Consider the following 24,894-nt stretch of genomic DNA (forward strand, 5'->3'; position numbering starts at 1 on the left):
GTGGCCACCGACAACATACGAATAACCCCTGCGGTTCAAGCGGTGCTTACGCTTCGCTATGTGTCAAGTCAAGTGAGACAGTGACGTTCAGTTGATCTGCGATTCCGAGACCGGTTCGTTGATGAAGAATACGGTCGGCATCTCGGGCGGACTTGGCCGGCGCGAAAACCGGGCAGGGTTCGCGACGTAAGCCTCGTTCAGAGTGATCTGCCGGGCCTCGTCGACCGCGTCAGCGGTCCCGAAGTGCACCGACGCCGGCGTATGCCAGGCAATTCCCGAATGACGGTGAATATGGTTGTACTCGTTGAAGAATCCTTCCAAGAACACTCGTGCATCATCCAGTGATGCAAACGAAGTCGGGAAATCATGCAGGTATTTCAGAGTCTTGAATTGCGACTCGGAGTACGGGTTGTCGTTCGATACTCGCGGTCGTGAATGCGACCGGGTGATGCCGAGGTTGGTGAGCAGTTCCGACACCAATCCTGAGGTCATCGAAGTGCCGCGGTCCGCGTGGACGGTGTGCGGGGCGATGCCGTTGCGCTCGATTGCTTCCGCAATGAATTCAGCTGCCAATTCAGCACTTTCGTGTGCAGCCACGATCCACGACGGGTTGTAGCGAGAGTAGATGTCGATCAGTACGTACAGGTGAAACCACACGCCCTTGGTGGGCCCGCGAAGTTTGGTGATGTCCCAGGTCCAGACCTGTGAAGGTCCGTCGGCGAGGAGTTCGGGGATCGCCTTCGGTGGATGTGTCGCTGTTCGTCGGCGTTCACGGTTTTGTCCGGCCGCGGCGGCGATCCGATACATGCTCGACAGTGAACACCAGTAGTTTCCCTCGTCGAGTTCCCGCGCCCAGATCTGACATATGGCCAGGTCAGCGTTCTTGTCGCTGTTGATGACGGTCAAAACTTTCGCTCGCTCGGATGCGGTGAGCGCTTGGCCGTTGTCCGGGATGGGTCTTGGTTTCCGGGGACCTTGAACGGGTGGTTGCTGGTGACGGTAGTGGGTGGCGCGGGATCGCCCGATCAGGATGCAGGATCGCCTGGTGGGGATTTCGGCGGCTCGCAGGTCGGCGAATGTGCTGTTCAGTGCGTCTTCGGTAAGGGCGGTGTGTCCGTGCTCTCGGAGATGGATTCCAAGAGCACGTGAAGTTTTCCCATGATCTCGAGCGCGGCCTCCGTCTGCGTCAATTGCTTTGCCAGACGAGCGTTCTCGCGTGTCAGTCGGGCCATTTCCTTACGTGTCGCGGCGTCGGTGTCGGGATGGGCGACCGCTTTCGGTCGAGACTTCCCGGCCGCTGCGGTTCTGGCTTGGGCCCATTCTCGGAGTTGAGATTGGTACAAACCTTCGCGGCGCAGGACTGCAGATTTCTCTCCGTGTGGGGCGTTGTTGTATTCGTCGAGGATGCGGTTGCGGTATTCAGTGGTGAAGGTTCTGCGGGTCGGTTTCGGGGCAGGATCCGCCGGCGAATCTGACGGTGTTTCGGGGTTCGGGCTGCTCATCGGTGGTGCTCGTTTCATGCCCTCAGTGAGTGATCTCGGTTGCCTCCGAGTGTCTCACTAAATCCTGACAGAGAGGGCTTCTTCTCCAGCATCCGGAGAAGGAGATCTACGGGTATCGGGTCATGGACGCGCTGGAGTATTCGAGTGGAAAGACTTATCGCATTCTCGCCCGGCTGACGGGAGCTAATTGGTTGATCCGCCACGATCCAGGAGTGGATGGCGTGTCAGGGAAGCCTCGCGTGACGTACTCGATCGCTCCATCGGCGCGTACCACCATCAAGGCAGCGTTGGCGGACGCCCGCGAGCGTGAACGGCGTGGGAGCAGGTTCCGAGCGCACGGACCGCGGCTGCCACCTTCGATCGAGTAAAAGACGTTCAGGTGGCCGGCACTTCGGTGATGGCGTCGGCGGTCACGAGCATGTCGATTTCGACGAGGTTGGTTCCGCCGGCATCGGTAACGCGCACGGTTACCCCGGCCAACCATTGTCCGTCGTGCATTTTGACCCAAAACTGTTGAGCTGCATCAAGATACCCGGACATGTAGAGCGCGGACGTTTTCACCCGCATGCTCACATGATCGGCGCGCGAGGCTCCCCCACGTCCGAGCGGGAGCGCGCGGCCGATGTCTTGTGCACTACTGGACAGTGACCAGTAGCACGAAGACCACATCATCGGACACAGGTCGAGACAAACGAAAGATACGAGGCCACCGCACGGAGGATCCGCCGCCGACGTGAATCGGGGCTGAACTATGTACGAAAGCCGCGGTCTTCGTCGCGCGCGAGTTCCGGTTCGAAGGGGGTGAACCAATCCTCGGGATCGAGGTTGACCCCATCTGATATCGGTTCTGCCCAGAATAGTGTCAGCACGTCATGGTCCTGGAACAGGTAATCGAGCGGGCCGTCCCAATCATCGTCATTCTTGTGCGCGGGCAGATGTGTGAGTTCTTCGACGAACCGGTCCGAGATCATGGCGGTACGGGCGCGGCCGATGATCAGACGCAGCGCCATTTCCTCGCCGGTACAGCGAGGTTCGGGATCGAGGCCCGCAGCGGCGTCGGCGGAAAGATCATCGAATGAGCGAGCCATGGTGCGTCGCCATGTCGCATCCTGAGTCCAGGTGCATTCCGGAAGGTCCGCCAACACCGCACACCCGGAACCTGGTTGAACGGGGCGATTACCGAGCAGGTGTGCGTCAGCAAACACCGCATCCGCCAACTCTGTCGCCACCCGAGCCACGACAACGCACTGGCGCGGAGTCAACGTCTGCGCATCCGGATCAAAAGTTTCGTCGAAATCTGGGTCGTCGTCATCGTCGAGGTCCGGGACCAGATACATGCCCCGAAGAGTAGACCGCAACCGGTTGATCCGTCTCGTCCAACGACCACCCCTTTGACTCTTGGGATCACAGTCCTCTGTGCTCGGCAACGCGCTGTGAAGCTTCTTGTCGATAGTGCTGGTCACAGGGTCGGGAAACGATCGGTGAGCTGCTTGACCAGTCGATGCACCCCGTGCAGTTCTTTTCGCAGCATGATTGCATCGGTACGAGCTACCGACGTCGTCGTCAGATTTCCGTTCACACGGGAATTTCGTTCGAGACGCACGGCTGCCTCGATGCGCGCGGAGAGGTCGTCGATCTCCGCATTCAACAGCGCCAGAAACACTCTCGCCTGTGCAATGTCGGAGTCTTTGTCTGCGGTCGGCACGCTCGTTACGAGGTGACCAGCGACGAGAGTTTCTCTTTCGCCATGCGCTCTACGAGCAGAGGAACGAAATCCCGTATCCGGTGCCCGGCAAAGTGAGCATGGGCGGACTCCACCGCCCCCGCTACAGCTTCTGCCGACACCGAGGGAAATTTCGCGGTCAACCGAGTGAGCGTCTGACCGATCAGGCGGTCTTCCTCGTCGTTCGTCATCTGTCAATGATGCGCCCAAAGCTCCGTCAGCTCCACAGGAGAGGACAGTGCCGATCCGTTCCGCCAAGGAACCATTCTCCAGCCATGAGCCGGGGAGAGAACTTACTTGCTGGTGCGTCGAAGCGGTGGTCAGTCCAGGGCGGCGCACGCGATGCACCACGCTCTGCCGTCAACACCAATCGTTCGATGTTCCGGCGCAATACTGGCGGCCAGAATGCACTCCGTGTTGTCGTGGTAGACACCGAGCGTGCTGGCCTCTGTCGAATGAAACGCTGACACCTTCATCGCTACCTTGCTTCCCTGACCGTCCGGCAGGTGGAGGTCTCGCAGGTAAGCGTGTCACCACCCTCGGAATCTCTCCATTCGAATGCCACCAGTCTCGAAAGGCGCCACTGTCGTTTCTGCTCGTCTTGACCGGGCGCTGGTGCAAATGTCCGTGTGAGGACGTTTGCCGACAATGGTGGGGACCCGCCGAAAGTATGAACTTTGACGAATCGGCACCCCAGTGACCTGGCATTAAACCAACCTGCTGGTTTTCGTAACCTAACTGACATGAAGTATCCGTTGGCAATTGCGCGGACGTTCTTTACCGTAAGCAGCGATCGGGATCCGCCCTCTTTTCGCAGGAGATTCCCAGGTTCAGTATTGGGTTGATGCGACTTCTACGGTGTTGGAAGGTTTTGCGTGCCTGAGATTCTCGTTACTCCTGTTGCTTCGGCTGTGTTCGTGAAGAATTTGACAGGCTCGTCCCAGACCGGTTCGTGGGGTGTGGGTGGGACGGATCTGGGGTTTCCTGTGCGTTTGCAGGATGGGCGTTTCGGGTTCTTCTTCGGCGACACGTTCGAGTCCCTCGCCCCTGGTGGTCCGGGGTGGCGTAGTCCGGTGATGTTGCGTTCGACGACAACTAATCTGGATCAGGGGATCGTGTTCAGCTCTGCGGCTGGCGGCGGCTATGCGAAGGAGATCCTGCCGAATGCGCACGACACGCGGCAGTTGCCGAGCGTCGAAGCACCAGGCACCGAGTTCACGGTCATTCCCGGGGATGCGCTCACGATCGGGACGCGCACGTATCTGTCGGTGTTGAGCGTGCACGCCTGGGACTCCGAGGACTGGAAAACGAACTTCACCTACCTCGCCTACTCCGACGACTCGGGCGAGAATTGGACTCTCTCGCAGGCACGTTGGGACAATCACCCCGGCGCGCTCGATCAGTGCTGGACGATGGAACGCCACGGCGGATACGTCTACGTCATCTCCACCGCGTTCGGACGCAACAAGCCTGCCGGCATGATCCTGCGTCGCGTTCCGGAAGCACAGATCCTCAGCCCCGCCGCCTACCAGGGGTGGGGCTGGACCGAACAGACGGGCTGGGCGTGGGGAAATGCCCCGACGCCGATCATTCCCGGCCGGATCGGTGAGATGTGTGTCCGCTTCGTCCAGGGCGCCTGGGTCCTCGCCTATTTCGATCCGGAGGCTTATGCGATCGTCACCCGCACCGCGGCCCGCATCGACGGACTGTGGTCTGAACCCACCGTTCAGGTCAAGGGCGGCGACTGGGGAGCAAATGACGGGACGTACGGCCAGATCTACGGCGGCTACATCCACCCCGCATCCACCCTGGACAATCTGCATCTGATTGTCTCGCAATGGAATACAGCAACGGGTACTCCGTATCATGCGATGCAGTTCAAAACCTCCGTCACTCCCGTCGCCCCCGTGTACACCGTCGGCGGCGCGATCGGTGCCCGGTACACACAACTCGGCGCCGAAACGAGCCCGCTCGGTGCACCGACCGGCGACGAACAACCTCTGGCGAGCGGGCGGGTGCAGGATTTCGAGCACGGCCGCATCTACTGGAGCGCCGCAACCGGGGCCTGGGAAACGTACGGGTTGATCGCGCAGAAGTATCTAGACCTCGGCGGACCCACGAGCCCTCTGGGGTGGCCCACAAGTGGTGAACTCGGCACGCCCAACGGAATCGGCCGCTTCAACCGCTTCACCGAAGGAAATATCTACTTCAATCCCCAGGCCGGCACTCACTGCGTCTACGGCGCCATTATCGCTGAATATGGTCGCCACGGCTATGAAGGCGGACGATTCGGATTCCCCACCACCGACGAATACGCCACCCCCGAGGGCCGCCGCAACGACTTCCAAGGCGGCTGGATCGCATGGATTAGCGCCACAGGTCAGGTAGTGACATCGTGATGTTCAACCCCAGCTGGCCCCTACTGTATATCTTTGTGCTCCAGCGCATTCGGCGTAGCAGTGGGGGCAATGCGGCCACGGGATGCGATCAACCGCCAGATCACTCACAGGGCGGTACATCGAGCCAGCAATCGAGGTGCCCATGCATCGCCGTGTAGGTGTTCTCGCTCTGATTGCGGTCGTTGCCGTCCTGATTGTCGTGGCGGTCTCGTTCTATTCCTTCGGCGGCGACCCGACCGAATACTGCCGAGCCCACGCGCCGCTTCCACCAGCATCGGGTGTGGAACAAACCCTCACGCCGGAGGAGGGGCATTGGACTGCTTTTCCGATTGCAGGAGCCGCCTGCACCTGGAATATCTCCGGCGACGTGCACTACGTGACCTCGACCATCCGGTGGGGGTCGACACTGATGTTGCTCGGCGCGGTCGTTGTCGCCATCGCATCCTCCTATTTCATCGCAAAAACTCTCTTCGCTAATCGCCAATAGCTGGCAAGTACCTGTGAATCAATCCGAGAGGATAGGCATGCGCAGAAACATCAAGAGGGCTACACGACGCCGGAAACTGTGGACGACATCCAGGTCGAAAGCAGTGGCGATGGTTGCTGCCGCGCTGACGGTGACAAGTGTGTCAGTGCTGGGTGCGGCACCCGCGAGTGCGGACCCGAGCTGCCCGAACAACGACCCGAAGTTCGGGTTCTGCGTCGGAGGGAAGATCCTCGAGGAATTCAACGAAACCGGAGGCTGGCCGTTCTTCGGAAATGCCACGAACTACGAGGCGGACGCCGCAAACTACGGGCGTTGGCAACCGTTCGAGAAGAACAGCTCGATCTACTGGCACGCGAATGTGTCCAACGGACATGCCAATCAGATCGGCGGGCTCATCCGCGACAAGTGGGGTGCCATGGGATGGGAGGGCGGCAGCGACCTTGGATACCCGGTGACCCGAGAGCTCGGAACGCCCACCAAACCCGGCCGCTACAACCACTTCGAAGGCGGTTCCATCTACTGGTCACAGCCAACCGGAGCATGGCCGGTGTGGGGCGCCATTCGAGACCAATGGGCAAATGCTGGATGGGAAAACAGCAACTTCGGGTTCCCATCCTCCGACGAATACAACTGCTGGGACGGAATCAATCCGGACAACAAGAACTGGATCTACGGTGGCAAGGGGCAGAATTTCCAGAACGGGCGTTTGTTCTGGAATTCGGCACCGAACAACTTCACAAACTCGTACAGCTCCGTCCACGGATCTCCGCGTACGCTCAAATACAGCTCCACCACCAAATACACCAGCGCGTTCAACAGTTCAGTCAGTACATGGAACGGGCTCGGTCGAGTAGCCATCTCCCAAGCACCGGTACTCAACAACGAGGTCCTGGTGGTCAGGGACGTCAATCGATCGGACTACAGCTGGGCGGGTCACTACGAGAACCGGGGCACCGACTACTCCACACTCGAGATGAACGACGCGAAATTCAGTGGCCCCAGCGATGCCCGAATTCAGCCTGTGATGCTCCACGAAATGGGGCACTCACTTGGACTCGCTCACAGCTGCGCAGGCTCGAACATGGACGAACGGATCTACTTCACCAAGACGTCCACCCTGTCCGACCTGGACAAGTCCTCCTACAACACCAAGCATCCGTGAGAAAATGCACGCGAGAAGGGAACCAACCATGACCATTTCGACGAAGAAGCGGATCGGAGTGGCTCTCGCCGTAGCCGCAGCATTAGCTCTCGGTGCATGCACGACCGAAGACTCCTCCGGCGCCAGCGACAAGCAGACGACACAGGAGAGCCCACACACGAACGCGCATTCGGATGCCTCGTGGGTCATCGACATCCAAGATCAGCGCCAGGTCGCAGGTTTCGCAGACGCTGTATTCGTCGGCACTGTGCTCGAGCAGAGCGGATTCGCGGCCGACCGCAGCGCGGTTCCGGAAACACAGTTCCGTGTTCAGGTCTCGAATTCCTTGAAAGGCGAAGTCGCCGAGGAAGTCACGGTGAATCAGCAGGGAGGGACAGATCCCAAAACCGGAGAAGTGATTCTCCTCGAGGAAGATCCGATGATCGAAGTCGGTAAGTCGTACCTGTTCGCAACCCGATACAACGCCGACTTCGATTTCTACACCGTCGTTCCCTTCACCGGGCACGAAGAGCTCGACCCGTCGGCAGCGCGCGGGGTCCAGCCAGGGGAATCCGACGTCGTCAAAGGGATGCAGGATGCAATTGCGAATGAGATTCCTTACGAGGAGCCGCAACCTCATGTCGTTGGGCCGAACGGTGAAACGAAGCCATCGGTTGCCCCGCGCCTGAGCGGACCTCCGGAGTCGGTCGAACCGAACGACCCCATGCAGTCCGGGGCCCCTACCTCGACCATGACCGTCGCACCCACAACCCGGTAACCATTTTCACTATGTAGTGCTGCTGTACCTCGCGGAGGAACTGAGGTACAGCAGCGCTTCCCGGTCGACCTCGGTTCCAGATTCATACCCAGCCCGACATCACCATGCACGGGGAAGATGGTGCAATTGTGCGTCCTGCACCACCAAGTTCATCACTGCCTCGTACGCATCCGGGAACGGGTACCGGCATGTTCCATCGACCGGAAATGCAACCCTGACAGCCTTTCCTGCGCTATCGACCAGCCACACCACAGGTGTGGGAACGCTCGAGGGGGTGGGGCACTCGCCGAACCATGGCGATTTGAGTGACTCCCGCTTGAACTGGGCCACCACATGCGCCATGTCCCCCGTTCTGGTTGTCTGCGAAAGGGTTGCCTCGCTGGAATCGTCTGTGTATGCGAGGAATTGGCACACCACAACAGATTTCGGCTCGAAGTTCTCGGGAACCGTGCCCGCAGGAGGTAGAGGATCTGACAACAGCTCCGGTGACTGCACCTCTCCAGGGACCGCCGCGACGAGGACCTCCGGCGCCAAACAGGTGGCGCGATCGACCACCACCCCCGTCGGCAACGCCACGGGATCGCGTCGCTCGTCGAGGACACGGAAGGCGATCACTGCTCCGACCGCAAGAACAGCAACCACAACTACCGTGATGAGCCCTGAACGAAATCGCCGCATAACCTAACACTAATCCGTAGGATCGGGACCGTCCCATTGCCGTTCCGTGACGGTGAGCAGCGATCCCATACACTCGCACGGGCCGCCATGACCCCGTCCATGAGGGGACGTCACGGCGACGTCAGAGAGGGCCAAGGGCAACACGTCGCCGACTATGCGCATTGATGCCGAGTCGGAAGTAAATGGGTAAGGTGATCCGAATGAATGGTTTCACTGTTCGCGTATTTGGTTCTTTGATTACTGCCCTGTCGTTGACTGGATGCGGGGTAGACATGGATACCTACGATCCTGCCATTTCCCAGGAAGATATTCTGACTTCTTCTTCCCAAAGGTGGAATCGCAGCGTCCTTGAAGGTTATCCGAAAGATGCATACACCCTTCTTTCAGTGCGATGCATGAATATAATTCCCGCACAAGAGTTCCCAACTCGGTTCAAAGATTTTGGAGTAGGAGGTCCCGGTCCGAGTTCTTTGACCGTGCACATCGAGGGTGGCCGTGGCTACGTGACCACACTATTCTCTGTTCATCCAGAGAGGGATGAGATTGATGTTCCGTGGATTTACAGCAAAGAAGATGGATGGAGGAATGACGATTGTTGATATATTTTCGCAATCGCTGAATTGGATTCCACATCAAAGGCAACATTCCGGACGTGTCCTGAAAACTGGACGCCTACTTCTCCGCCACACAGGGCGAAGTCCATATGGTCGCGCCTCTCAGGGGCATCGACGACCTGGACAGCGTGCCGAGTTACTAAGCCAACCGCTTCTCAGAAATGCCCCTCTTGCTAGGCGGACAACTGTCGGGCCAGGCTATAATACAAAGATGAGATTTTCCAGAACTACAGGAATTCGGACTGCTATTTTAGCAATCTTGTTAGCCAATGCTGCATGTTCACAATCGCCGGAAGATCCCGATTTTTTCACCAACCGACTTACCCTCCCGAGTTGCGGAGAGATCAAAAAAACGAACGCAAGTAGTGGTAGCACGTTCGAGCGCTCGCAAGTTGAGTGCATGGAATCATCGCGCACTGCCGGAGGCTCCGAATTTACCTTGCGCTCAACAACTACGGAGGGTGACGAGATAGTCAATTATATTCGCATACTGCCCAATGTTGAGGATGTCGAAATAATTGTGGACAAATCGCAGGATGAATATTCCGAGCAGGGGTGGACATCCTACTCATGCTCGATTCCTGAGTTAACAGAGAATTCCATCACCGATTGCATGGCAACGAGATAGATCAATCTAGAGATAGAGGTGCGAGCCACTGAAGTATATCGGTCACGTTCACCTCTTCGTTATTTCTGGATTTTGGTATCGGCGCGGCCGGTCGCGAGTCGAATGCAGGCTGGTCTGTCGGACGGCGGGTTTCAGTGACGGCCCGGCATTGATCGCCCACTTGCATGTGCGCACAAGTGCTCAGATTCCGGACTGATGCCCCATCTTCGAAAGGCAAGGACACAGCACTCGTTTTCTGACCCACGGGCAATACCGAGGCCTCCGGCATCGATGGGGTTCCTCAACGACGCACTCCTCCACACTGGACACTGGACACGTTCAAACCCGGTCTACAAGATGTCGACTTTCACCGCTCTCGGCGGGTCGAATGTCCTGATCACGGGGTGGTCGGGCCATCGTTCAGTCCAGTGGTCGGTGTTGATCACTGCGCTACCCGGAGCGGCGGTGTCGCAGCACGCGTGCTGTCGTCGAGGGTTGCCCAGCAGAGTTGTCCGCTCTCGTCGCGGATCTCCAGGCTGCCTGTGCGTTGTTGGAAGCCTTTGCCGACGGCCGCGACGTCGAGCCGAACGCCTGTCACCCGCCCTCTCCCCGCTGATAGACCCGTATATCCGGACACTCGCGACAAGATCCGCAGATCCGGACCGTCCCATTGCCCTTCTGTCACGATCAACAGCGATCCCTTACTTCTTGCCCGCGCAGCCACAGCCCTTCCGCGAGAGGGCGTTACAGCGCCACCAGAGAGCCCCAGAACAACCACGTCGAAGCCCTCCAGCAAAATTGCAGCGCAGTCGATTGCAGCATCCTTTGGCTGCGGCACCAGCGCGACCTTCGCCAAGTCGCCACCTTGCTCGTGGAAGGCGAGGAGTCCGAGTCCGGGCATTCCGATCACCGCAACGTGCCCGCCGGCGGCGGTGACGGTGGCGAGTAGTCCGATGAGGACCGATGCTGCGCCGTCGACGCTGACGACGGTTCCTCGGGCCAAACCGCCGCGTGGGAGCAGATCACCGATCGGCGCCGGAACGGGAAGCATCCGGAGGGTCGATTGCGCAGTGGCCACGATCGGAGTCGGCTCCCGCTCGTCGACCGGGCGAAGTACCACCGATGACGTGGCTGGTTCGGTGCCGTCCGAGCGGGCGGGAATCGACGCCATCTTGCGGCGGAGCTGTTCAAGCTTTTCCGCCTTGCTGACCGACGCGAACGTCGGCACGATCCCGCCGGGCGGCTCCGCCATGACGATCTGCCCCCGCTTTCAAGCTGTCGCAACCTTGACACCGTACACTTTACTCGCACAGATGTTCGAATTGGGCCTCAATTCGAACTCTCGGCGATAGACAGTAAAGGCCCAATGGAGATAGACCTGTGATGGACTGCCACTGTGAACGCACCGTCAACTCCGGAACTACCTGCGACCCTGTGGCATTACACCGACGCAGCCGGGCTGCTCGGGATCCTGGGGCATGAAGTCACAGCCGCTGACCCGAACATCGTCGGGTCAGGCAGTTACAAACCCGTCTTGTGGGCGTCCGCGGCCCAGTTCCTCAATGATCGACGGGAGCTGGTTCACGGCCTCGAACTGGTCAATAACTTCGTCAAGGATGGACTCAAAAAGGCCAACATGTGGGCGAGCGCGCCCCCCACTACCCAAGCACCACCGGGAGCCGATTGGGTCACCAACAGTTGGCACACCCTTTTCAACTCAACCAGGGCTGCAAACCCAACAGGCATCGATTTTCTTAAGGAAATTTGCCGAACACTCGACCTGATCATCGATCGCAAATATGAGACCTACCTGCACTGTTGCACGGTCTCGTTCTCCCAGGAACCAGACGTCCTTAGTCAGTGGCGCGCTTACGGCAACGGCATCGGTGGATTCTCCATCGGTTTCGACCCGAGCAAGTTTCCCCGATCGGACGGGTCTCCGGTCCATCTCTCAGGCTTAGGGCTACACAAAGTGCAGTACACAAGAAATGAGTTGACTCCGGCTCTGAAAACCGCCGTGCTCGAACTTTTCACCACCGAGCTCACCCGGCGTGGACACTCGGTCAATCCAGGAAATCTGAGCACTGCTGTACAAAACCTGGCGTTCTACGCTGCAAGCGTCAAACACCAGGGTTTCGAGGAAGAACACGAATGGCGCTTCATCGAACCCGGCTCTTTCGACGCGCCAGAGTTCCGTGCCACTCCTTCGGGCCTCGTCCCGTATCGCAAGCTCGACGAGTTACCTAGTGATGCAGTCACAGGTTTGTATGTCGGGCCGGGCCCAAAGCAGTACGAAAATCTGGTGGCAGCAAAGTCACTTCTGCAGCGATATGGATACACAACTGCCAGCGCCAACGTTCACCCCTCAGAAACACCATTCCGCTAATTCCTGACTGGCTCAAGCAGTTTCGGATCGTTGTTCCTGGGGCTGTTGACCGCCGTCGAGACCTCGTAGGGTTCGAGATGCGGCTCCGGAACGGAGTTGATCATGGCTTGGACCTCACCCTTGTCGGTGAGGTTCGGATCGAGCCAGTGCTCCCAGAATGATTCGAGCAGAATCAGCGGGGATCTGTCGTGTATGTGTCCCGTGGCATCGCTGGCTGGCCGAGTCAAGACTGTGCAGGTCCATACCCACCTGTTCGGGTCATCTTCGGGCAGTTCAGGATCGGGCCACAACTCATACAATCCGGCCATTGCAAGGATGTCGACCTCGCTGTGAAGGAAGTATGGAATCTTCGACCCTGCTTCACTTTTCATCCATTCGTAGTATCCGTTCGCAGGAATGATGGCACGCCGTTTGGATGCACTACTTCTGAATGAGGGCTTCTCCGTAACGGTTTCACTGCGGGCGTTGATGAGTTTGGAGGCCATCTTTCGATCCTTGGCCCAGGCCGGCAACAGGCCCCATTTGACGGTCCGGAGCTGGCGCTGGGGCTCGGCGTCGGGTTCCTCGTTTGGGGTTCGTTCGAGGATCACACGGACAGGTTGTGTGGGGGCGACGTTGTAGGACGGTGGGAGTTCGTCGCCGACGGTCTGCATCGTGTCGAAAAACGACTGCAATTCCTTGCTCGAGCTTGTGCTTGCATAGCGCCCACACATGGCCTGACCTCCTCGTAATCGGTTCCCGTTCCATTGAACAGCGTGGGTCCGACTTCCGCGCCAAACGCCGTGTGATGATCTGTGCGAGTACGTCGTCGACTGTCGCGGAAGGGGAAGTGCGATCACCAACCCTCGGCCGTCGCCTACCGATGTCGCGTTGGCGATCGTGGCCGCCACAGCCCTCGGTGTCACCGTCGGAATTCTCCTGGCCGACGTGGTGGCCGGCGTCGCGGTCGGGGCCGGTACCGCGGTGGTGTTCCGTTTCGTGTTGCGGACGATCATCACCAGGAAATGACGGAATCTCTCGGGAAGGCTTCACATGAAAACGTATCGCGACTTCGAGTGGCTCTTCCGCGACTACCCGTGGACCGAGAACGGGCTGCACGTGACCTACGTGCGCGACGCAACGCCGACCGCCGTGATCGAAGCGATGACCGTGCGCGACCTGGGGGAATTCCGCGGATTGCACGGCATCAACGACATCGAATGGGAAGAGTATTCGGTCGTCGGCACCGCGGCATTGGGGAACTGGGCGATCGCGATCGCTCGGATGGCGTGGGCCGGCTCGGACGACGAGCTTATGGTGCCTCTGTCGGTGGGACGTGAAGTGCTCACACACTCGCGCGACGTCGAAGCAGTGTCCTCGTTCGACCTGTGGCAGGACGGAGTTCATACCGTGCAGTTCGACCCCCTCTTCGGTTCCGAAGCGGGGAACCCGATGTCGGAGGCGTGGAAGTCGCGGATGAGGGAAGTCGGGCTCGACCCCGACAGTGAAGGACCGTCGCCGGACGGGAAATTCCATATCATCGAAGCATCTTTTGCGATGGCCGCGAACTACACCGGCGTGCAGATCACCCCCGAATTCTTGTCGACGGCGACCTTCGTAGCCGGCAGTGACGACTGATCGCGATGCAGGTCAGCGCACCGGAATAACTCTGCGGCGGTCTTCGTTGTAGAGGCTGTCGGTGTTCGGTTCTTTGCCCCGGGTACCACCGAAAGAAATGCCGCTTCGAGCGGCCACTTGCCGAGAGGCGCAAGACGGGCACCGACCCTGTGAAGCCGCTGGACACCGTCAGGTGCCGGCGGCTTCGTCATGTCCTGGGTGGCCAAGGAGGCAGATTGGCATCAGATGCAAGATTGATGCATCTGTTTTGGTGCTGGCTACCCGCCGTTTCCGGTGGTCAGTGTCGGCCACTGGTTTCAGCCGGTTTTCGGAGGTTGAGACAATAGTGGAATGAGCGAGAGTGCGGAACCGAATGAGACTCAAGGGTGGAGCCCTGCGCCGGACGAGGGCCAGGCCGGCACAGTGATGACGAAGGATGGTCATTGGGCCTACCGGTACAAGGACGGTGCGGAGCTCATCATGATGAAGATGCCGGAGCGCCCAGCCTCCACGTAGGAATGTGCAGTGTGGCCCACACCGAACCTCCTTGCCTTGCAAGGCTGGTAGCGGGCCGCCATTGTCTTGGACCGGCTCTGGTCATCGCCTCGGTTTCGGCGCCGGCGGGACTCATGTTGGCTGTGTCAACCCGATCTGGGACCACGATGACGGCCTGACTGGGACCCACCTGGCACCGGCTAATCACGCCCTTGGTCTCGGTGGTCACTGCCGAGTGGCGAGGGCTATAGGTATCTGCAGACCTGATCGGGGCTACAGGTTTCGGGCTCTGGGAGGGCTGCATCGTCGCGGAGCGCAGCCACGTTGTCGCGAAGTGTTGTGAGGTCGGCGATCTGCGCGTCGATGTCGGCAAGGCGCGCGTCCAGCAGGTCACGTACGTGGCCGCAGGGAGCTTGGCCGTGGTCGCGGATGTCGAGGATCTGCTTGATCTGGGCGAGGGTGAGCCCGGCCGCTTGGCCGCGGTGGACGAAGTCGATCCGGCTGACCGCGTCGGGGGTGTAGTCGCGGTAGCCGGCCGGTGTGCGTTCGGCCGGGGGCAGCAGCCCTTGCTCTTCGTAGAACCGCAGAGTCTTGGTGGTCGTGCCTGCCGCCTCGGCGAGTTCTCCGATCCGCATCCCGGCCTCCATCGTGTCGCAGGTCTCGCTTGACCTTCCCCTTTACTGGAAGGTCCAGTATCGCTGCATCAGGAGCGTTTCCCAACAGTTCTGGGAGGAATCGGGATGCAGACCAGGTACGACCTCGCGATCATCGGATCCGGCGGCGGTGCGTTCGCGGCGGCCATTCGTGCGACCTCTCTGGGCAAGTCGGTGGTGATGGTCGAGCGTGGCACGTTCGGCGGCACGTGTGTGAACACCGGCTGCGTGCCGTCGAAGGCACTGATCGCAGCCGCGGAGGCCCGGCACGTGGCCGCGGACGCGCCGACCCGGTTCCCGGGCATCGCCAGCGTCGCGGGCGCGGTGGACATGCCGGCCCTGATCGGCGGAAAGCAGGATCTCGTCGAGGCCCTGCGGGGTGAGAAGTACGTCGACGTCGCCGACTCCTACGGTTGGCAGGTCCGCCGCGGCAACGCCGCGTTCGCCGGCACTCCGGATTCGCCCCTGCTCGAGGTCGCCGCGGCGGATGGCAGCGTCGAGACCATCGAGGCAGCGCAGTACCTGGTGGCCACCGGGTCCCGTCCCTGGGCCCCGCCGATCCAAGGGTTGGAGGAGGCCGGGTACCTGACCTCGACTACGGCGATGGAGTTGACCGAGGTCCCCGACTCGCTGCTGGTGCTCGGTGGTGGCTACGTGGCCCTGGAGCAGGCGCAGCTGTTCGCCCGGCTCGGGTCGACGGTGACCCTGCTGGTTCGGTCCCGGCTCGCGTCGAAGGAGGAGTCGGAGGTCTCCAAGGCGCTGCAGGAGGTCTTCGCCGATGAGGGCATCCGGGTGGTCCGCCGAGCGGTCCCGACCCGCGTGACCCGCGACGCCGCCACCGGCCAGGTGGTGGTGACCGCGGACGTCTCCGGTGGCGCGCAGGAGTTCCGCGCCGACGAGGTTCTGGTCGCTCTCGGCCGCCGACCGGTGACCGACGGGCTCAACCTCGACGCGGTCGAGGTGAAGACTGGCGAGGTCGGCGAGATCGTGGTCACCGACCAGCTGCAGTCCTCCAACCCGCGGATCTGGGCGGCCGGTGACGTGACCGGGCACCCCGAGTTCGTCTATGTCGCCGCCCACCACGGCACCGTGGTCGCCGAGAACGCCTTCACCGACGCCGAGCGGTCGGTGGACTACATGCGGCTGCCCCGGGTCACGTTCACCAGTCCCGCGATCGGCGCAGTCGGGATGACTGAGGCCCAAGTCCTCGCGGCCGGGATCCGCTGCGACTGCCGGGTGCTCCCGCTGGAATACGTGCCGCGAACGCTGGTCAACCGGGACACCCGCGGCTTCATCAAGATGGTCGCCAACGCCGACACCGGCGAGATCCTCGGCCTGACCGCGGTCGCCAAGGACGCCGGCGAACTGGCCGCCGCGGGCGTCCACATCATCGGCAAGACCATCGCCGAGGTCGCCGACGCCTGGGCGCCTTACCTGACCATGACCGAGGGCATCCGGATCGTCGCGAAGGCCTTCACCACCGACGTCTCCAAGCTCTCCTGCTGCGCCTGACCCGCACCCACCCCACTCAACGAAGGAGGCATCCGCGATGTCGGACCTCAGCACCCAACTGCCCCAACGACTCACCCGACCCGAGGAGACCGGCCTTGACGCCGGCCTGCTGATCCCGCTGCTGCGGCTGCTCGTCGACGGCGACCCCGTCACCGTCGAGCAACTCGCCGCGGCTGCGAGCCGCACCCTCGATGACGTACGGCGCGGTCTCGCGGCGGTGCCGGACACCGAGTACGACGATCAGGGCCGGATCATCGGCCAGGGCCTCACCCTGCGCCCCACCCCGCACCGGTTCACCGTGGCCGGTGAGGAGCTCTACACCTGGTGTGCGCTGGACACGCTGATCTTCCCCGCCCTGCTGGACCGCCCGGCAAAGGTGGAGTCGGCCTCCCCGGTCAGCGGCGAGCCGGTTCGGGTCAACGTCGACCCCACAGAAGGTGCAACCAGCGTCGATCCGCCCACCGCGGTGGTGTCGCTGGTGAACCCGGAGCAGATCACCTCGATCCGTTCCTCCTTCTGCAACCAGGTGCACTACTTCACCTCCCCCGAGGACGCCGCGGGCTGGCTGGCCGAGCACCCCGGCGCGGAGGTGGTCCCGGTGGCCGAGGCGTGCCGGATCGGGGCCGCCCTCGCCACCGGCCTGCTCAACCGCCTCCAGGCGCCCGCCGCGGCCGACGACAGCCACAGCTGCTGCTGACCCATACCCACTGAAGGGAATGAGAACACCGATGATGTCCAACCACGACGATCGCCCGGGAGGCAGCGGCCTGCTCCTCGGAGCCGGCGCCGCGCTGCTCATGGTCGCCTGTTGCGCCTTGCTCCCCATCCTCATCGCCGGTGGCGCGATCGCCGGTATCGGCGCGTTCCTCCGCAACCCGTGGGTCATCGGCGCCGGGATCGCCCTGGCGATCCTCGCGCTGATTGCCATCTCCCGCCGCGGCGGCGGCACCGCCGGCCACGGCTGCTGCCCGCCCATGCCCACCAACGAAAACGTCGACCCGAAGGACGAGCAGAACCGATGAGAATCACCCGCCGCCACCACGCCGCGCTCTCGATCGCCGCCGTACTCGCCGCCGGATCGCTGACCCTGACCGCCTGCGGCAACAGTGCCGACCCCGCGACCGCCGGTTCCGGTTCACCCGCCACCGTGACCAGCGTCGATGGCCAGCAGATCAGCCTGCCCGCCAACGGGAAGCCCACCGCGGTGTTCTTCTTCTCCGTCGGGTGCGGCGAATGCGTCAACGGCGTCCGGTCCCTCGGCGAGGCCGCCACCACCGCCGAGAACGCCGGCACCGTGGCAAGCTTCCTCGCCGTCGACATGGACCCCGGCGAATCCAAGGCCCTGATCGGCGACTTCATGGAGTCCGTCGACGCCGAACACGTACCGGCCGCAATCGACGATGGCGCGGCACTCTCCCGGCGATTCGAGGTGGCCGCTCTGTCCACCCTGATCGTCGTCGACGCCGACGGCACGGTGACCTTCCGCGCCACCGACCCCGACGCCGCGACGATCACCGCCGAACTGGCAAAGGCCGGAGCCTGACCCATGGGCGGACTGCTCACCCTCGCCTTCGCGGCCGGCATGGTCGCGCCCGTGAACCCGTGCGGGTTCGCGCTACTCCCGGCCTGGATCACCCACACCCTCGGCGACACCGATGCCTCAACGGTCCCGGTGCGGCTGCTGCGGGCGCTGCGGGCCGGTCTCGTGTTGGCGGTGGGGTTCGCCGGCACCCTCGCGGCAGCTGGCCTGGTAGTCAGCGCCGGCGCCCGAGGGCTGATTCGCGCCGCGCCGTCGCTTGGCCTGGCCGTCGGCATCCTGCTGGTGGTTCTCGGCCTGTGGATGCTAGCCGGACGCTCGGTCTCGGTGCGGGTGCCTCGGATCCCCGGCCGGGCAGCCGCGGGACTCCCACCCACTGCCCGGATGGCTGCGTTTGGGGTCGGCTACGCGCTGGCTTCGCTGTCGTGCACGTTCGGGGTGATCCTCGCGGTCATCGCGCAGGCGCAGGCCACCTACAGCTATGCCGGGCTCCTGCTCGTCTTCGGTGTCTACGCTGCTGGCTCGGCGACCGTCCTGCTGCTGCTCGCCCTGGCCACCGCCGCGGCAGGCAGCGGACTCACCCGCCACGTCGCGCGATTGGCCCGCCATGGCCCACGGGTCACCGCTGTCGTCCTGCTGCTCACCGGCGCCTATCTGGCCTGGTACTGGTACCCGGCGGCCACCAGCGACGCCCCGGTCGCCGCGGGCCGTGGTGGCGGACTCACTGACGTCTCCGCGGTGGTCTCCAGCTGGATCCAGACACGGGCGACACTCATCGGCGCGCTCGCTGCCGCGTCTGCGCTGGTAGTGCTGGCGCTCGGGGTTCTCCAGCGACGCCGCCGGATCCTTCGGGGGCGCCCGATGACCACGCGGGACAGCACGCAGTGACAGCCCACCGGGTGCGGCGTGCGCACGAAACAGGCTCGGTTGATTGCGTCACCGCGACGCGTTCCCTGACCGGGTCGACGCCAGCCGGTAGGAGTCGGTACCAGTTTCGATGATGTTGCCGCCGAAGGTGAGGCGGTCGACGATGGCCGCGCACAGGCGCGGGTCCGTGAAGGTCTTGGTCCAGCCATCTGGGGTTGGCACTTGTTCGTCTCCGTGGAAACCCGCAGCTCGCTGGGACTTCAGCATGTTTTCGCGTTCTAGCCTTCTTCAAGCTGTGAGCGGTCTATATTAGGTGCTACCTTAATCGTTCAGGTGTGAAGAAGGTGTGCTGATGACCGAAGGTCTGCGGCTGATCCCGGGCAACGTCGTTCCGATAGAGTCGATCGAGTCAGATCCTGTTGTGTTCCAACGCAACTGCGTGGACGCCTTCGTCGCGTCCTGGCGAGCTCGGGGCTTCAGCCCAGTCACTATCGACAACGACATCGGGCTACTCGAGCGGACGCTGACGGCACTGGGCCGGCCGGCGTGGGAAGTCACCGCCGAGGACATCGACCGAGTCGTCGGCAGCCTCGCAGTCGCGGGCCGTGCTCCGTCGACTCGGCGGGAGTATGTGCAGATCTTCAAGGGATTCCACTGGTTCCTCCAGGTTCGCAAGGCAGCCGAGATCGAGGCCGTGTTCGGGGTGAAGCTGGTCTGTCCGGTGGATGAGTTCAACGCCTCCCGCCATGTCGGCGACGATTCGCCGGCGCTGGTGCCGCCTCCGACTCCGGAGCGCGTGCGGGAGTTCTTCGAGTTCATGAAGGCGCGCATCATCACCGCCCGAAAATATGGGCCGGCAGCTCGGGACTACGCGCTGTTCCGGACGCTCTATCATGCCGGACTGCGCTCGGAAGAGGCTGCGCTGCTCGACCTTCCGGATGTGCATTTCGATCGTGGTCCGTTCGGCAAACTTCATGTCCGCTTCGGTAAGGGCGCCAGGATGTCCGGTCCTCGGCCGCGATGGGTTCCGATGCTCGACGGTCTGGACCTGGTGCTGCGCTGGTTCCTGACCGACGTGCGGCCCAAGTTCCCGGACTCGCCGGTGTTGTTCGCCGACGAGTCCGGCGGGCCGCTGCATCGTGGAACGATCCGCAACCGGCTGCGATATCTGATGGAGCTCGAAGGGCGCCCGCGTTCGGAGCGGTTCAGCCCGCATGCGCTGCGACGTGCGTGCGCGACCCACAACTATGAGCGTGGCGTGGATCTGGTTGCGATCCAACAGCTTCTGGGTCACTGGACCGTCGGATCGACGATGCGGTATGTCCGGCCATCGGCGACCTTCATCGAGGACGCGTATCGGCGCGCGGTGACCACCACCCTGGCCGAGCTCAGCGGAGAGGACGAGCGAGCGTGAGGATCAAGTGGCGACTGCGGATGGCCGCGGCCCAACGCGAAGTGTGGACCGGGACCGAGCTGCGCAGGCTGCTGGCAGACAAAGCCGGGCTGGAGATGTCGGCGGCGTCGGTGTCGGCGCTGTTCACCAAGGAACCCACCCAGATCAAGATGACGACGCTGATCGCGTTGTGCACTGCCTTGCAATGCACTCCGGACGACTTGTTCGAGATCGACGCCACTCCCGTCGAGCGTCCTGCCGATCCGCCAATTCGACCGGCGCCGACGCAGCGCCAAGCCGTCAACGCCCGCGGCCGCTCGCTTCCGCCGATGTGACGCTTCGACCTGGAAGTCATTGCAGAACATGGGTAAACGCCAGCGTGACTGTGCCGAGTGCGGCGGACCGGTGGGCATCATCGGCCGCGACCTGTGCTGCCGGTGCACCGCCCGCGCCAAGGACGCGGCCGCCAAGCAGCCGTGCCCTGACTGCAGCCGCAGTAGGGTGCTGGTCGTCGAGACAGGTCGTTGCGTGATTTGTTCCCGCCGGTGCGCGCAGTGCGGTCACAAGGTCCGCTTCGCGGAGACCGTGTTGTGCCGGGGCTGCCAACGCAAAGCCGACCTGCAAGCTCGGCAACAGGACTGTCCGCGGTGCGGCAAACCCGGGTATCTGCGCGTGGACACCGGCTGGTGCGGTCACTGTTCGAGGCCGCGCCCTTCGAAGAAGCCCCCGCGCGTCTGCGTCGCCTGTGGCGTGTTGCGTCGCCATGCCGGCCGCGGCATGTGCTCGCGATGCTGGCAGCGCCATCCGGATCGGCCGCATGTGGCCGGCGAACATCTCCTAGCACGTCTTGCCGACCCGCCGGATTGGCTGCCCGGCCTGATCACCTGTCTCGCCGACGGCTATTCGCCAGGCCGTGCGTGTGTGGCGGTCACCGAGCTGGGGCGACTGCTCGACGACGAGCACTCCAATCATCCGCCGTCCCTGCTCGACAGGGCACGCCGCTCAGGCCGTTCCATGGGTCCGCTGGCCAGATCGATGCAAGATTTCTTCACCGAACACGGGCTGGCGATGCCGACCGACCACAACGAGCGACTCGCCGCCGGCCGCCGGCAACGGCGGATCGAAGCGGCCCCTGAACCGCTGCGACCGGCAATCGCAGGATTCGCCGAGTTCATGCTTACCGCCAAGGCCCGTGCTCGCCGGGCCGGAACACTGCCCCGCAGCGATTCGACCATAGAGGCCGCACTGGCGGCCGTTCGAGATTTCGCTTCGTTCTTGAACAGTGAACGCGGGAAACAAGATTGGGCGACCGTCGAGCTCGGCGACGTCGAGGCGTTCCTAGTTTCCCTGCCGAAGTCGCGCCAGCGAAGACTCACCGTGCTGCGCCAGTTTTTCCGATTCGCGCGCAGTCACCGTCTGGTCCTTGTCGATCCGACGAAGAGCCTGGACAGGAAAGAAGCCAAGGGTTTTCGTGGCCGGACGCTCACTCTCGAGCAACAACGCCGGTTGTTCCAGCGGTGGACCACCGACCTGCTGGTGCATCCGCATGAATCCCTGGTCGGCATCCTCGCCTTGCTGCATGGCGCTTCCAGTCGCGAAGTCCGGCTGCTGACCTGCGACGATGTCGATCCGCTTCGACAGACCGTCAGGCTTGGCGAGCGACCGCATCCGGTCCCGATGGACCCGGCGAGCTGGACGATCGTGCAGCGCTGTTTGGCCCAGCGCGCCTCCTGGCGCACCGCCAATCCGCACGTCATCGTCACCAAAGGGACCAAGGCCGGACGGTCACCCGCATCGGTCGCCTATCTGAGTCATGTGCTCGACGATTGCGGGTTCGGCCCGCGGATGATCCGCTGCACTCGCCTTATCGATCTGGTCAACACCATGGATCCGAAGCTCGTCGCCGCGGCATTCGGCATGACCGCCGAGGCCGCCATGATCTACCTGGCAGACTTCGTCGACCCCACCCGACTGCCGAACCCGTGAAACTTCGGCGCGACTACGCACAGATTCGCGCGAACATGTGCGCTTTGGAGAACGACTCATTCGACGCGATCGCGACGGAATTTTTCTCCTCCCGTTCGGTCAAAACCTGGAAGAGCAGCTCAGCGCCTCGCTTGTCGAGTTCCATGTAACCGAGCTCGTCAATGCAGAGCAGGTCGACGCGGCCGTAACGAGCGATCGTGCGGGCCAACTGCTTCTCATCGGCTGCTTCTACAAGCTCGTTCACCAGCCTCGTGGCGAGGGTGTACTTTACCCGGAATCCCTTTTCCGCGGCTGCGGTCCCCATGCCGATGAGCAGGTGAGACTTGCCGGTGCCGGAATCCCCGATCAGGCACAGCGGCTGGCCCTTCCGCACCCACTCGCCGGTCGCCAACTGGTGGATGGTGGCGGGGTTGATGTTCGAGTTGGCGTCGAAGTCGAAGTCCGCGAGGAACTTGCTCCGCGGGAACCCGGCGCCGTTCACGCGCCGGATGGTGGACCGACGGTCGCGGTCGTCGCACTCGGCCAGGAGCAGCTCGGCGAGGAATCCGGTGTAGGTCAACTGGTCCTTGTTCGCCGCCGCGACCGCGTCGCCAAGCAGGGCCCGCATGGTCGGGAGCCGGAGCCTCCGGCAGGCCTGGTCGACCGCCGCTACGGCGGCTTCCTCGGTCAGGCCGCGGCGGCGGCGCAAGGTGGTGGTCACGCTGGTGACTGTGCTCATCGGGGTGCTCCGCTCTCATCGGGACTCATCGGGTCGGGGTGGTGGTCGGTGCCGGTGCGGCGGCCGAGCAGTTGCTGGTATTTCTCCATCGACGGCAGCGGCCGGGTGTCGGGCGGGAGGCCGGCGATGACCGCGGCCGGGTCGAGCAGCAGGCGTTCGGTGAGGGACACGACCTTCCGGCTGCGCTTGGCGTCGCCATCTCGTCGTTCGCCATCGCTGGGCTGCGCAACGGGATGACGGTCTGAACTGGCCCCGGTGGGCGCTGCGAGGGTGGTGTGCAGGCGTGCTTCGACCGCGACCACATCAGCTGAGACTGCACCGACGCTCACTGCGGCGAGCAGCCCGGCTTCGACTTCGTCGGCGGCCATGGCGCGGTGCAGTAGGAGCACGTCGATCAGTTCCCGGGTGCCGACCGCATCCCCGAGCCGCCTGCGGGCGTTCGCCCAGAACGCCTCATGCGCAGGCGTGAACGCCCCCGATTCGCGGGCCTGCGCCAACGCGGTGGAGCCTGGCAATGCGCCCGGCTTACCCTTGAGCACCTCGAGGTAGTGGTCGAGGTTCACCGACTGGCCACCCCTTGTGATGACGCGGGCGTGCCGGGCGATCTGGAGTCGGCCGTCGAACACGACGACCTCGGATGCGCGCAAGGAGACGCGGACGCGGCGGTGGATGAACCGCGCCGGGACGGAGTACCGGGCCATGCGGACGGTGATCATCGCGGAGCGGTCGACCATCGGGTTCAGCATCAGCCCGGGGTCGAACCCCTCGACCGGGAGCGGCGCGAGGTTCTCGCGTTCGGTCGCGAAGTCCTCGCCGACGGTCCGGATCCGCGACGAGATCCGTCGGCGGTCGTCGGCGGCGTCCAAGGCACGGACCTTCTCGTTCAGCTCGTCGAGCGAGTCGACGACGGGCATGGGCACGAGGTGCTGGCGGCGGAACCGGCCGACGTCGCCTTCCACACCGCCCTTCTCATGTGCCCCGGCGATGCCCGGCTGGCAGTAGAACGCGTCGAACCCGAAGTGAGAGCGGAACAGCACCCAGCGGTCGTTCTCTACCCGCTCACGACCGCGCGCGTTGACGACCCGGGTGACTGCGGCGGTGAGGTTGTCGTACCGGACGTGCCGGGCGGGGATGCCGCCGATCTCGTTGAACGCGGCGATGTGGCCCTCGAGGAACGCCTCTTGGCCTTGGGTGGCGTAGATCCGGTGCACCGCCTTCCCGGAGTAACTCAACCTGAATGTGAAGAGGAAGACCTTCGTCTTCACCCCGGCCAGGATGACGTAGAGCTCGCCGAAGTCGACTTCTGCTTCTGCGCCTGGCGCGTGCTCCTGGGGGATCATGACTTCGACCCGGCGGCCAGCTTCGAGGCCGATCTGCGTGCGGCGGATGCGGACGTAGTCGCGAACCGTCGAGTACGACACCTCAATGGCGTCGTGTTCCTCGATGAGGCGGACGTGGATCCGGCGGGCGGTGTGCCGTTGCTTCCGCGGCGCCTCAAGGTCGGCGCGGAGCATGTCGTCGATGGCCGACTTGAACGGATCCAACCGGGGCGAGGAACGCACCGGGGTCTTCCGCGGCGGTGGTTCCGCGGACGTGAGGGCCCGGCGAACGGTGCCGCGTCCGACTTGGTGCTTGCGTGCGAGCGCTCGGATCGACATGCCCTCGACCCGGGCGTCCCGACGGATCGCAGCGAACAGTTCCACACGCACCCTCATCCCGAAACCCACTTCCGGTGCCGCGAGGACCGCTGGATGCGGGTCCTCCTGACGCCACGGAAGTGGGTCCAGATCAAGCCGTCACGACGCCACGCCGAAGCCCGGGT

General features: G+C 62.9%; 29 protein-coding genes and 2 pseudogenes. 17 read left to right on the plus strand and 14 right to left on the minus strand.

Annotated features, from left to right (window positions below):
- Positions 1–87: 87 nt before the first annotated feature.
- From EHW12_RS32110 to EHW12_RS32135, 6 genes are all read right to left on the minus strand, one after another.
- Positions 88–906 carry a DDE-type integrase/transposase/recombinase gene (locus EHW12_RS32110; protein WP_081377669.1) on the minus strand — a complete coding sequence of 273 codons (819 nt, stop codon included), beginning with the start codon at positions 904–906 and terminating at the stop codon, positions 88–90.
- Positions 907–1,085: 179 nt separating this feature from the next.
- Positions 1,086–1,502, minus strand: coding sequence for a transposase (locus EHW12_RS32115; protein ID WP_030537394.1), 417 nt, complete (start codon positions 1,500–1,502; stop codon positions 1,086–1,088).
- Between the two features lie 375 nt (positions 1,503–1,877).
- Entirely contained in the window at positions 1,878–2,174 is a 297-nt protein-coding gene (locus EHW12_RS35650; RefSeq protein ID WP_064114222.1) for a hypothetical protein, read from the minus strand.
- 77 nt (positions 2,175–2,251) lie between these two features.
- Positions 2,252–2,839 carry a hypothetical protein gene (locus EHW12_RS32125; protein WP_064114221.1) on the minus strand — a complete coding sequence of 196 codons (588 nt, stop codon included), beginning with the start codon at positions 2,837–2,839 and terminating at the stop codon, positions 2,252–2,254.
- A gap of 122 nt (positions 2,840–2,961) precedes the next feature.
- Positions 2,962–3,207 (minus strand): hypothetical protein, encoded by a 246-nt coding sequence (locus EHW12_RS32130; protein ID WP_064114220.1) that lies wholly within the window; start codon positions 3,205–3,207, stop codon positions 2,962–2,964.
- Positions 3,208–3,212: 5 nt separating this feature from the next.
- Entirely contained in the window at positions 3,213–3,416 is a 204-nt protein-coding gene (locus tag EHW12_RS32135; RefSeq protein ID WP_064114219.1) for a hypothetical protein, read from the minus strand.
- A gap of 726 nt (positions 3,417–4,142) precedes the next feature.
- Here EHW12_RS32135 and EHW12_RS32140 point away from each other — a divergent pair.
- From EHW12_RS32140 to EHW12_RS32155, 4 genes are all read left to right on the plus strand, one after another.
- Entirely contained in the window at positions 4,143–5,624 is a 1,482-nt protein-coding gene (locus tag EHW12_RS32140; RefSeq protein ID WP_331715347.1) for a DUF4185 domain-containing protein, read from the plus strand.
- A gap of 142 nt (positions 5,625–5,766) precedes the next feature.
- Complete coding sequence (locus tag EHW12_RS32145; RefSeq protein WP_125053209.1) at positions 5,767–6,111, plus strand: hypothetical protein; 345 nt, start codon at positions 5,767–5,769, stop codon at positions 6,109–6,111.
- A gap of 37 nt (positions 6,112–6,148) precedes the next feature.
- On the plus strand, positions 6,149–7,273 hold the full coding sequence (locus EHW12_RS34860) for a matrixin family metalloprotease (RefSeq protein ID WP_082920797.1): 1,125 nt from the start codon (positions 6,149–6,151) through the stop codon (positions 7,271–7,273).
- 28 nt (positions 7,274–7,301) lie between these two features.
- Positions 7,302–8,030, plus strand: coding sequence for a hypothetical protein (locus EHW12_RS32155; RefSeq protein ID WP_064445101.1), 729 nt, complete (start codon positions 7,302–7,304; stop codon positions 8,028–8,030).
- Positions 8,031–8,129: 99 nt separating this feature from the next.
- Here EHW12_RS32155 and EHW12_RS32160 read toward each other — a convergent pair whose 3' ends face one another.
- Entirely contained in the window at positions 8,130–8,708 is a 579-nt protein-coding gene (locus EHW12_RS32160) for a hypothetical protein (RefSeq protein WP_125053211.1), read from the minus strand.
- Between the two features lie 200 nt (positions 8,709–8,908).
- On the opposite strand from EHW12_RS32160, the gene EHW12_RS32165 reads away from it, so the two are divergent.
- Positions 8,909–9,307, plus strand: coding sequence for a hypothetical protein (locus EHW12_RS32165; RefSeq protein ID WP_125053213.1), 399 nt, complete (start codon positions 8,909–8,911; stop codon positions 9,305–9,307).
- A gap of 1,064 nt (positions 9,308–10,371) precedes the next feature.
- On the opposite strand, the gene EHW12_RS32170 is transcribed toward EHW12_RS32165, so the two are convergent.
- Positions 10,372–11,181, minus strand: coding sequence for a hypothetical protein (locus EHW12_RS32170; RefSeq protein WP_064114085.1), 810 nt, complete (start codon positions 11,179–11,181; stop codon positions 10,372–10,374).
- 144 nt (positions 11,182–11,325) lie between these two features.
- Here EHW12_RS32170 and EHW12_RS32175 point away from each other — a divergent pair, with 144 nt between their 5' ends.
- Positions 11,326–12,315: a DUF2971 domain-containing protein gene (locus EHW12_RS32175; protein WP_064114084.1), complete on the plus strand. Its 990-nt coding sequence runs from the start codon at positions 11,326–11,328 to the stop codon at positions 12,313–12,315.
- On the opposite strand, the gene EHW12_RS32180 is transcribed toward EHW12_RS32175, so the two are convergent.
- Positions 12,312–13,028, minus strand: coding sequence for an SOS response-associated peptidase (locus EHW12_RS32180; protein ID WP_125053215.1), 717 nt, complete (start codon positions 13,026–13,028; stop codon positions 12,312–12,314). The two genes, EHW12_RS32175 and EHW12_RS32180, sit on opposite strands and share 4 nt — an antisense overlap.
- Before the next feature lie 166 nt (positions 13,029–13,194).
- On the opposite strand from EHW12_RS32180, the gene EHW12_RS35970 reads away from it, so the two are divergent.
- The 3 genes from EHW12_RS35970 (at position 13,195) to EHW12_RS34865 (ending at position 14,427) form a co-directional block, all read left to right on the plus strand.
- Positions 13,195–13,323, plus strand: coding sequence for a hypothetical protein (locus EHW12_RS35970; RefSeq protein ID WP_256931965.1), 129 nt, complete (start codon positions 13,195–13,197; stop codon positions 13,321–13,323).
- A gap of 24 nt (positions 13,324–13,347) precedes the next feature.
- Entirely contained in the window at positions 13,348–13,932 is a 585-nt protein-coding gene (locus EHW12_RS32185) for a DUF6461 domain-containing protein (protein ID WP_064113936.1), read from the plus strand.
- Between the two features lie 330 nt (positions 13,933–14,262).
- Positions 14,263–14,427: a hypothetical protein gene (locus tag EHW12_RS34865; protein ID WP_164490667.1), complete on the plus strand. Its 165-nt coding sequence runs from the start codon at positions 14,263–14,265 to the stop codon at positions 14,425–14,427.
- Positions 14,428–14,651: 224 nt separating this feature from the next.
- Here EHW12_RS34865 and EHW12_RS32190 read toward each other — a convergent pair whose 3' ends face one another.
- Positions 14,652–15,041, minus strand: a complete 390-nt coding sequence (locus tag EHW12_RS32190; protein WP_006246584.1) for a heavy metal-responsive transcriptional regulator — start codon at positions 15,039–15,041, stop codon at positions 14,652–14,654.
- A 105-nt stretch (positions 15,042–15,146) separates the two neighbouring features.
- On the opposite strand from EHW12_RS32190, the gene merA reads away from it, so the two are divergent.
- Genes merA through EHW12_RS32215 form a run of 5 tightly spaced genes read left to right on the plus strand, consistent with a single transcriptional unit; the run spans position 15,147 to position 18,996 of the window.
- Positions 15,147–16,571: a mercury(II) reductase gene (merA, locus tag EHW12_RS32195; protein WP_006246583.1), complete on the plus strand. Its 1,425-nt coding sequence runs from the start codon at positions 15,147–15,149 to the stop codon at positions 16,569–16,571.
- Between the two features lie 37 nt (positions 16,572–16,608).
- Positions 16,609–17,268: an organomercurial lyase MerB gene (gene merB / locus EHW12_RS32200; RefSeq protein WP_006246582.1), complete on the plus strand. Its 660-nt coding sequence runs from the start codon at positions 16,609–16,611 to the stop codon at positions 17,266–17,268.
- A gap of 19 nt (positions 17,269–17,287) precedes the next feature.
- Positions 17,288–17,593, plus strand: coding sequence for a hypothetical protein (locus EHW12_RS32205; RefSeq protein ID WP_040538777.1), 306 nt, complete (start codon positions 17,288–17,290; stop codon positions 17,591–17,593).
- Positions 17,590–18,114, plus strand: a complete 525-nt coding sequence (locus EHW12_RS32210; protein ID WP_006246580.1) for a redoxin family protein — start codon at positions 17,590–17,592, stop codon at positions 18,112–18,114. The genes EHW12_RS32205 and EHW12_RS32210 overlap by 4 nt, the downstream gene beginning before the upstream one ends.
- 3 nt (positions 18,115–18,117) lie before the next feature.
- Complete coding sequence (locus tag EHW12_RS32215) at positions 18,118–18,996, plus strand: cytochrome c biogenesis protein CcdA (RefSeq protein ID WP_048472691.1); 879 nt, start codon at positions 18,118–18,120, stop codon at positions 18,994–18,996.
- Positions 18,997–19,044: 48 nt separating this feature from the next.
- Here EHW12_RS32215 and EHW12_RS32220 read toward each other — a convergent pair.
- Positions 19,045–19,182, minus strand: a pseudogene (locus EHW12_RS32220) (ATP-binding protein); the annotation flags it as partial.
- A gap of 145 nt (positions 19,183–19,327) precedes the next feature.
- Here EHW12_RS32220 and EHW12_RS32225 point away from each other — a divergent pair.
- Positions 19,328–20,389 (plus strand): site-specific integrase, encoded by a 1,062-nt coding sequence (locus EHW12_RS32225; RefSeq protein WP_064445106.1) that lies wholly within the window; start codon positions 19,328–19,330, stop codon positions 20,387–20,389.
- Positions 20,386–20,703, plus strand: coding sequence for a helix-turn-helix transcriptional regulator (locus tag EHW12_RS32230; protein WP_064445096.1), 318 nt, complete (start codon positions 20,386–20,388; stop codon positions 20,701–20,703). The genes EHW12_RS32225 and EHW12_RS32230 overlap by 4 nt, the downstream gene beginning before the upstream one ends.
- A 16-nt stretch (positions 20,704–20,719) precedes the next feature.
- On the opposite strand, the gene EHW12_RS35655 is transcribed toward EHW12_RS32230, so the two are convergent.
- On the minus strand, positions 20,720–21,064 hold the full coding sequence (locus tag EHW12_RS35655; RefSeq protein ID WP_073513720.1) for a hypothetical protein: 345 nt from the start codon (positions 21,062–21,064) through the stop codon (positions 20,720–20,722).
- Between the two features lie 123 nt (positions 21,065–21,187).
- Here EHW12_RS35655 and EHW12_RS32235 point away from each other — a divergent pair, with 123 nt between their 5' ends.
- Positions 21,188–22,354 carry a site-specific integrase gene (locus tag EHW12_RS32235; RefSeq protein WP_003943392.1) on the plus strand — a complete coding sequence of 389 codons (1,167 nt, stop codon included), beginning with the start codon at positions 21,188–21,190 and terminating at the stop codon, positions 22,352–22,354.
- 46 nt (positions 22,355–22,400) lie between these two features.
- Here the strand turns inward: EHW12_RS32235 and EHW12_RS32240 are convergent.
- Together EHW12_RS32240 and istA are read right to left on the minus strand one after the other, a co-directional pair.
- A pseudogene (locus EHW12_RS32240) lies at positions 22,401–23,072 on the minus strand (ATP-binding protein); the annotation flags it as partial.
- The gene (istA, locus tag EHW12_RS32245; RefSeq protein WP_008720624.1) at positions 23,069–24,787 is read right to left on the minus strand and encodes an IS21 family transposase; all 1,719 of its coding nucleotides are present in this window, start codon (positions 24,785–24,787) and stop codon (positions 23,069–23,071) included. The gene istA and the pseudogene EHW12_RS32240, both read right to left, overlap by 4 nt.
- Positions 24,788–24,894: the final 107 nt, after the last annotated feature.

Origin of the sequence: Rhodococcus sp. NJ-530 (assembly GCF_003860625.1) — a bacterium.
Classification (GTDB): domain Bacteria; phylum Actinomycetota; class Actinomycetes; order Mycobacteriales; family Mycobacteriaceae; genus Rhodococcus_F; species Rhodococcus_F qingshengii.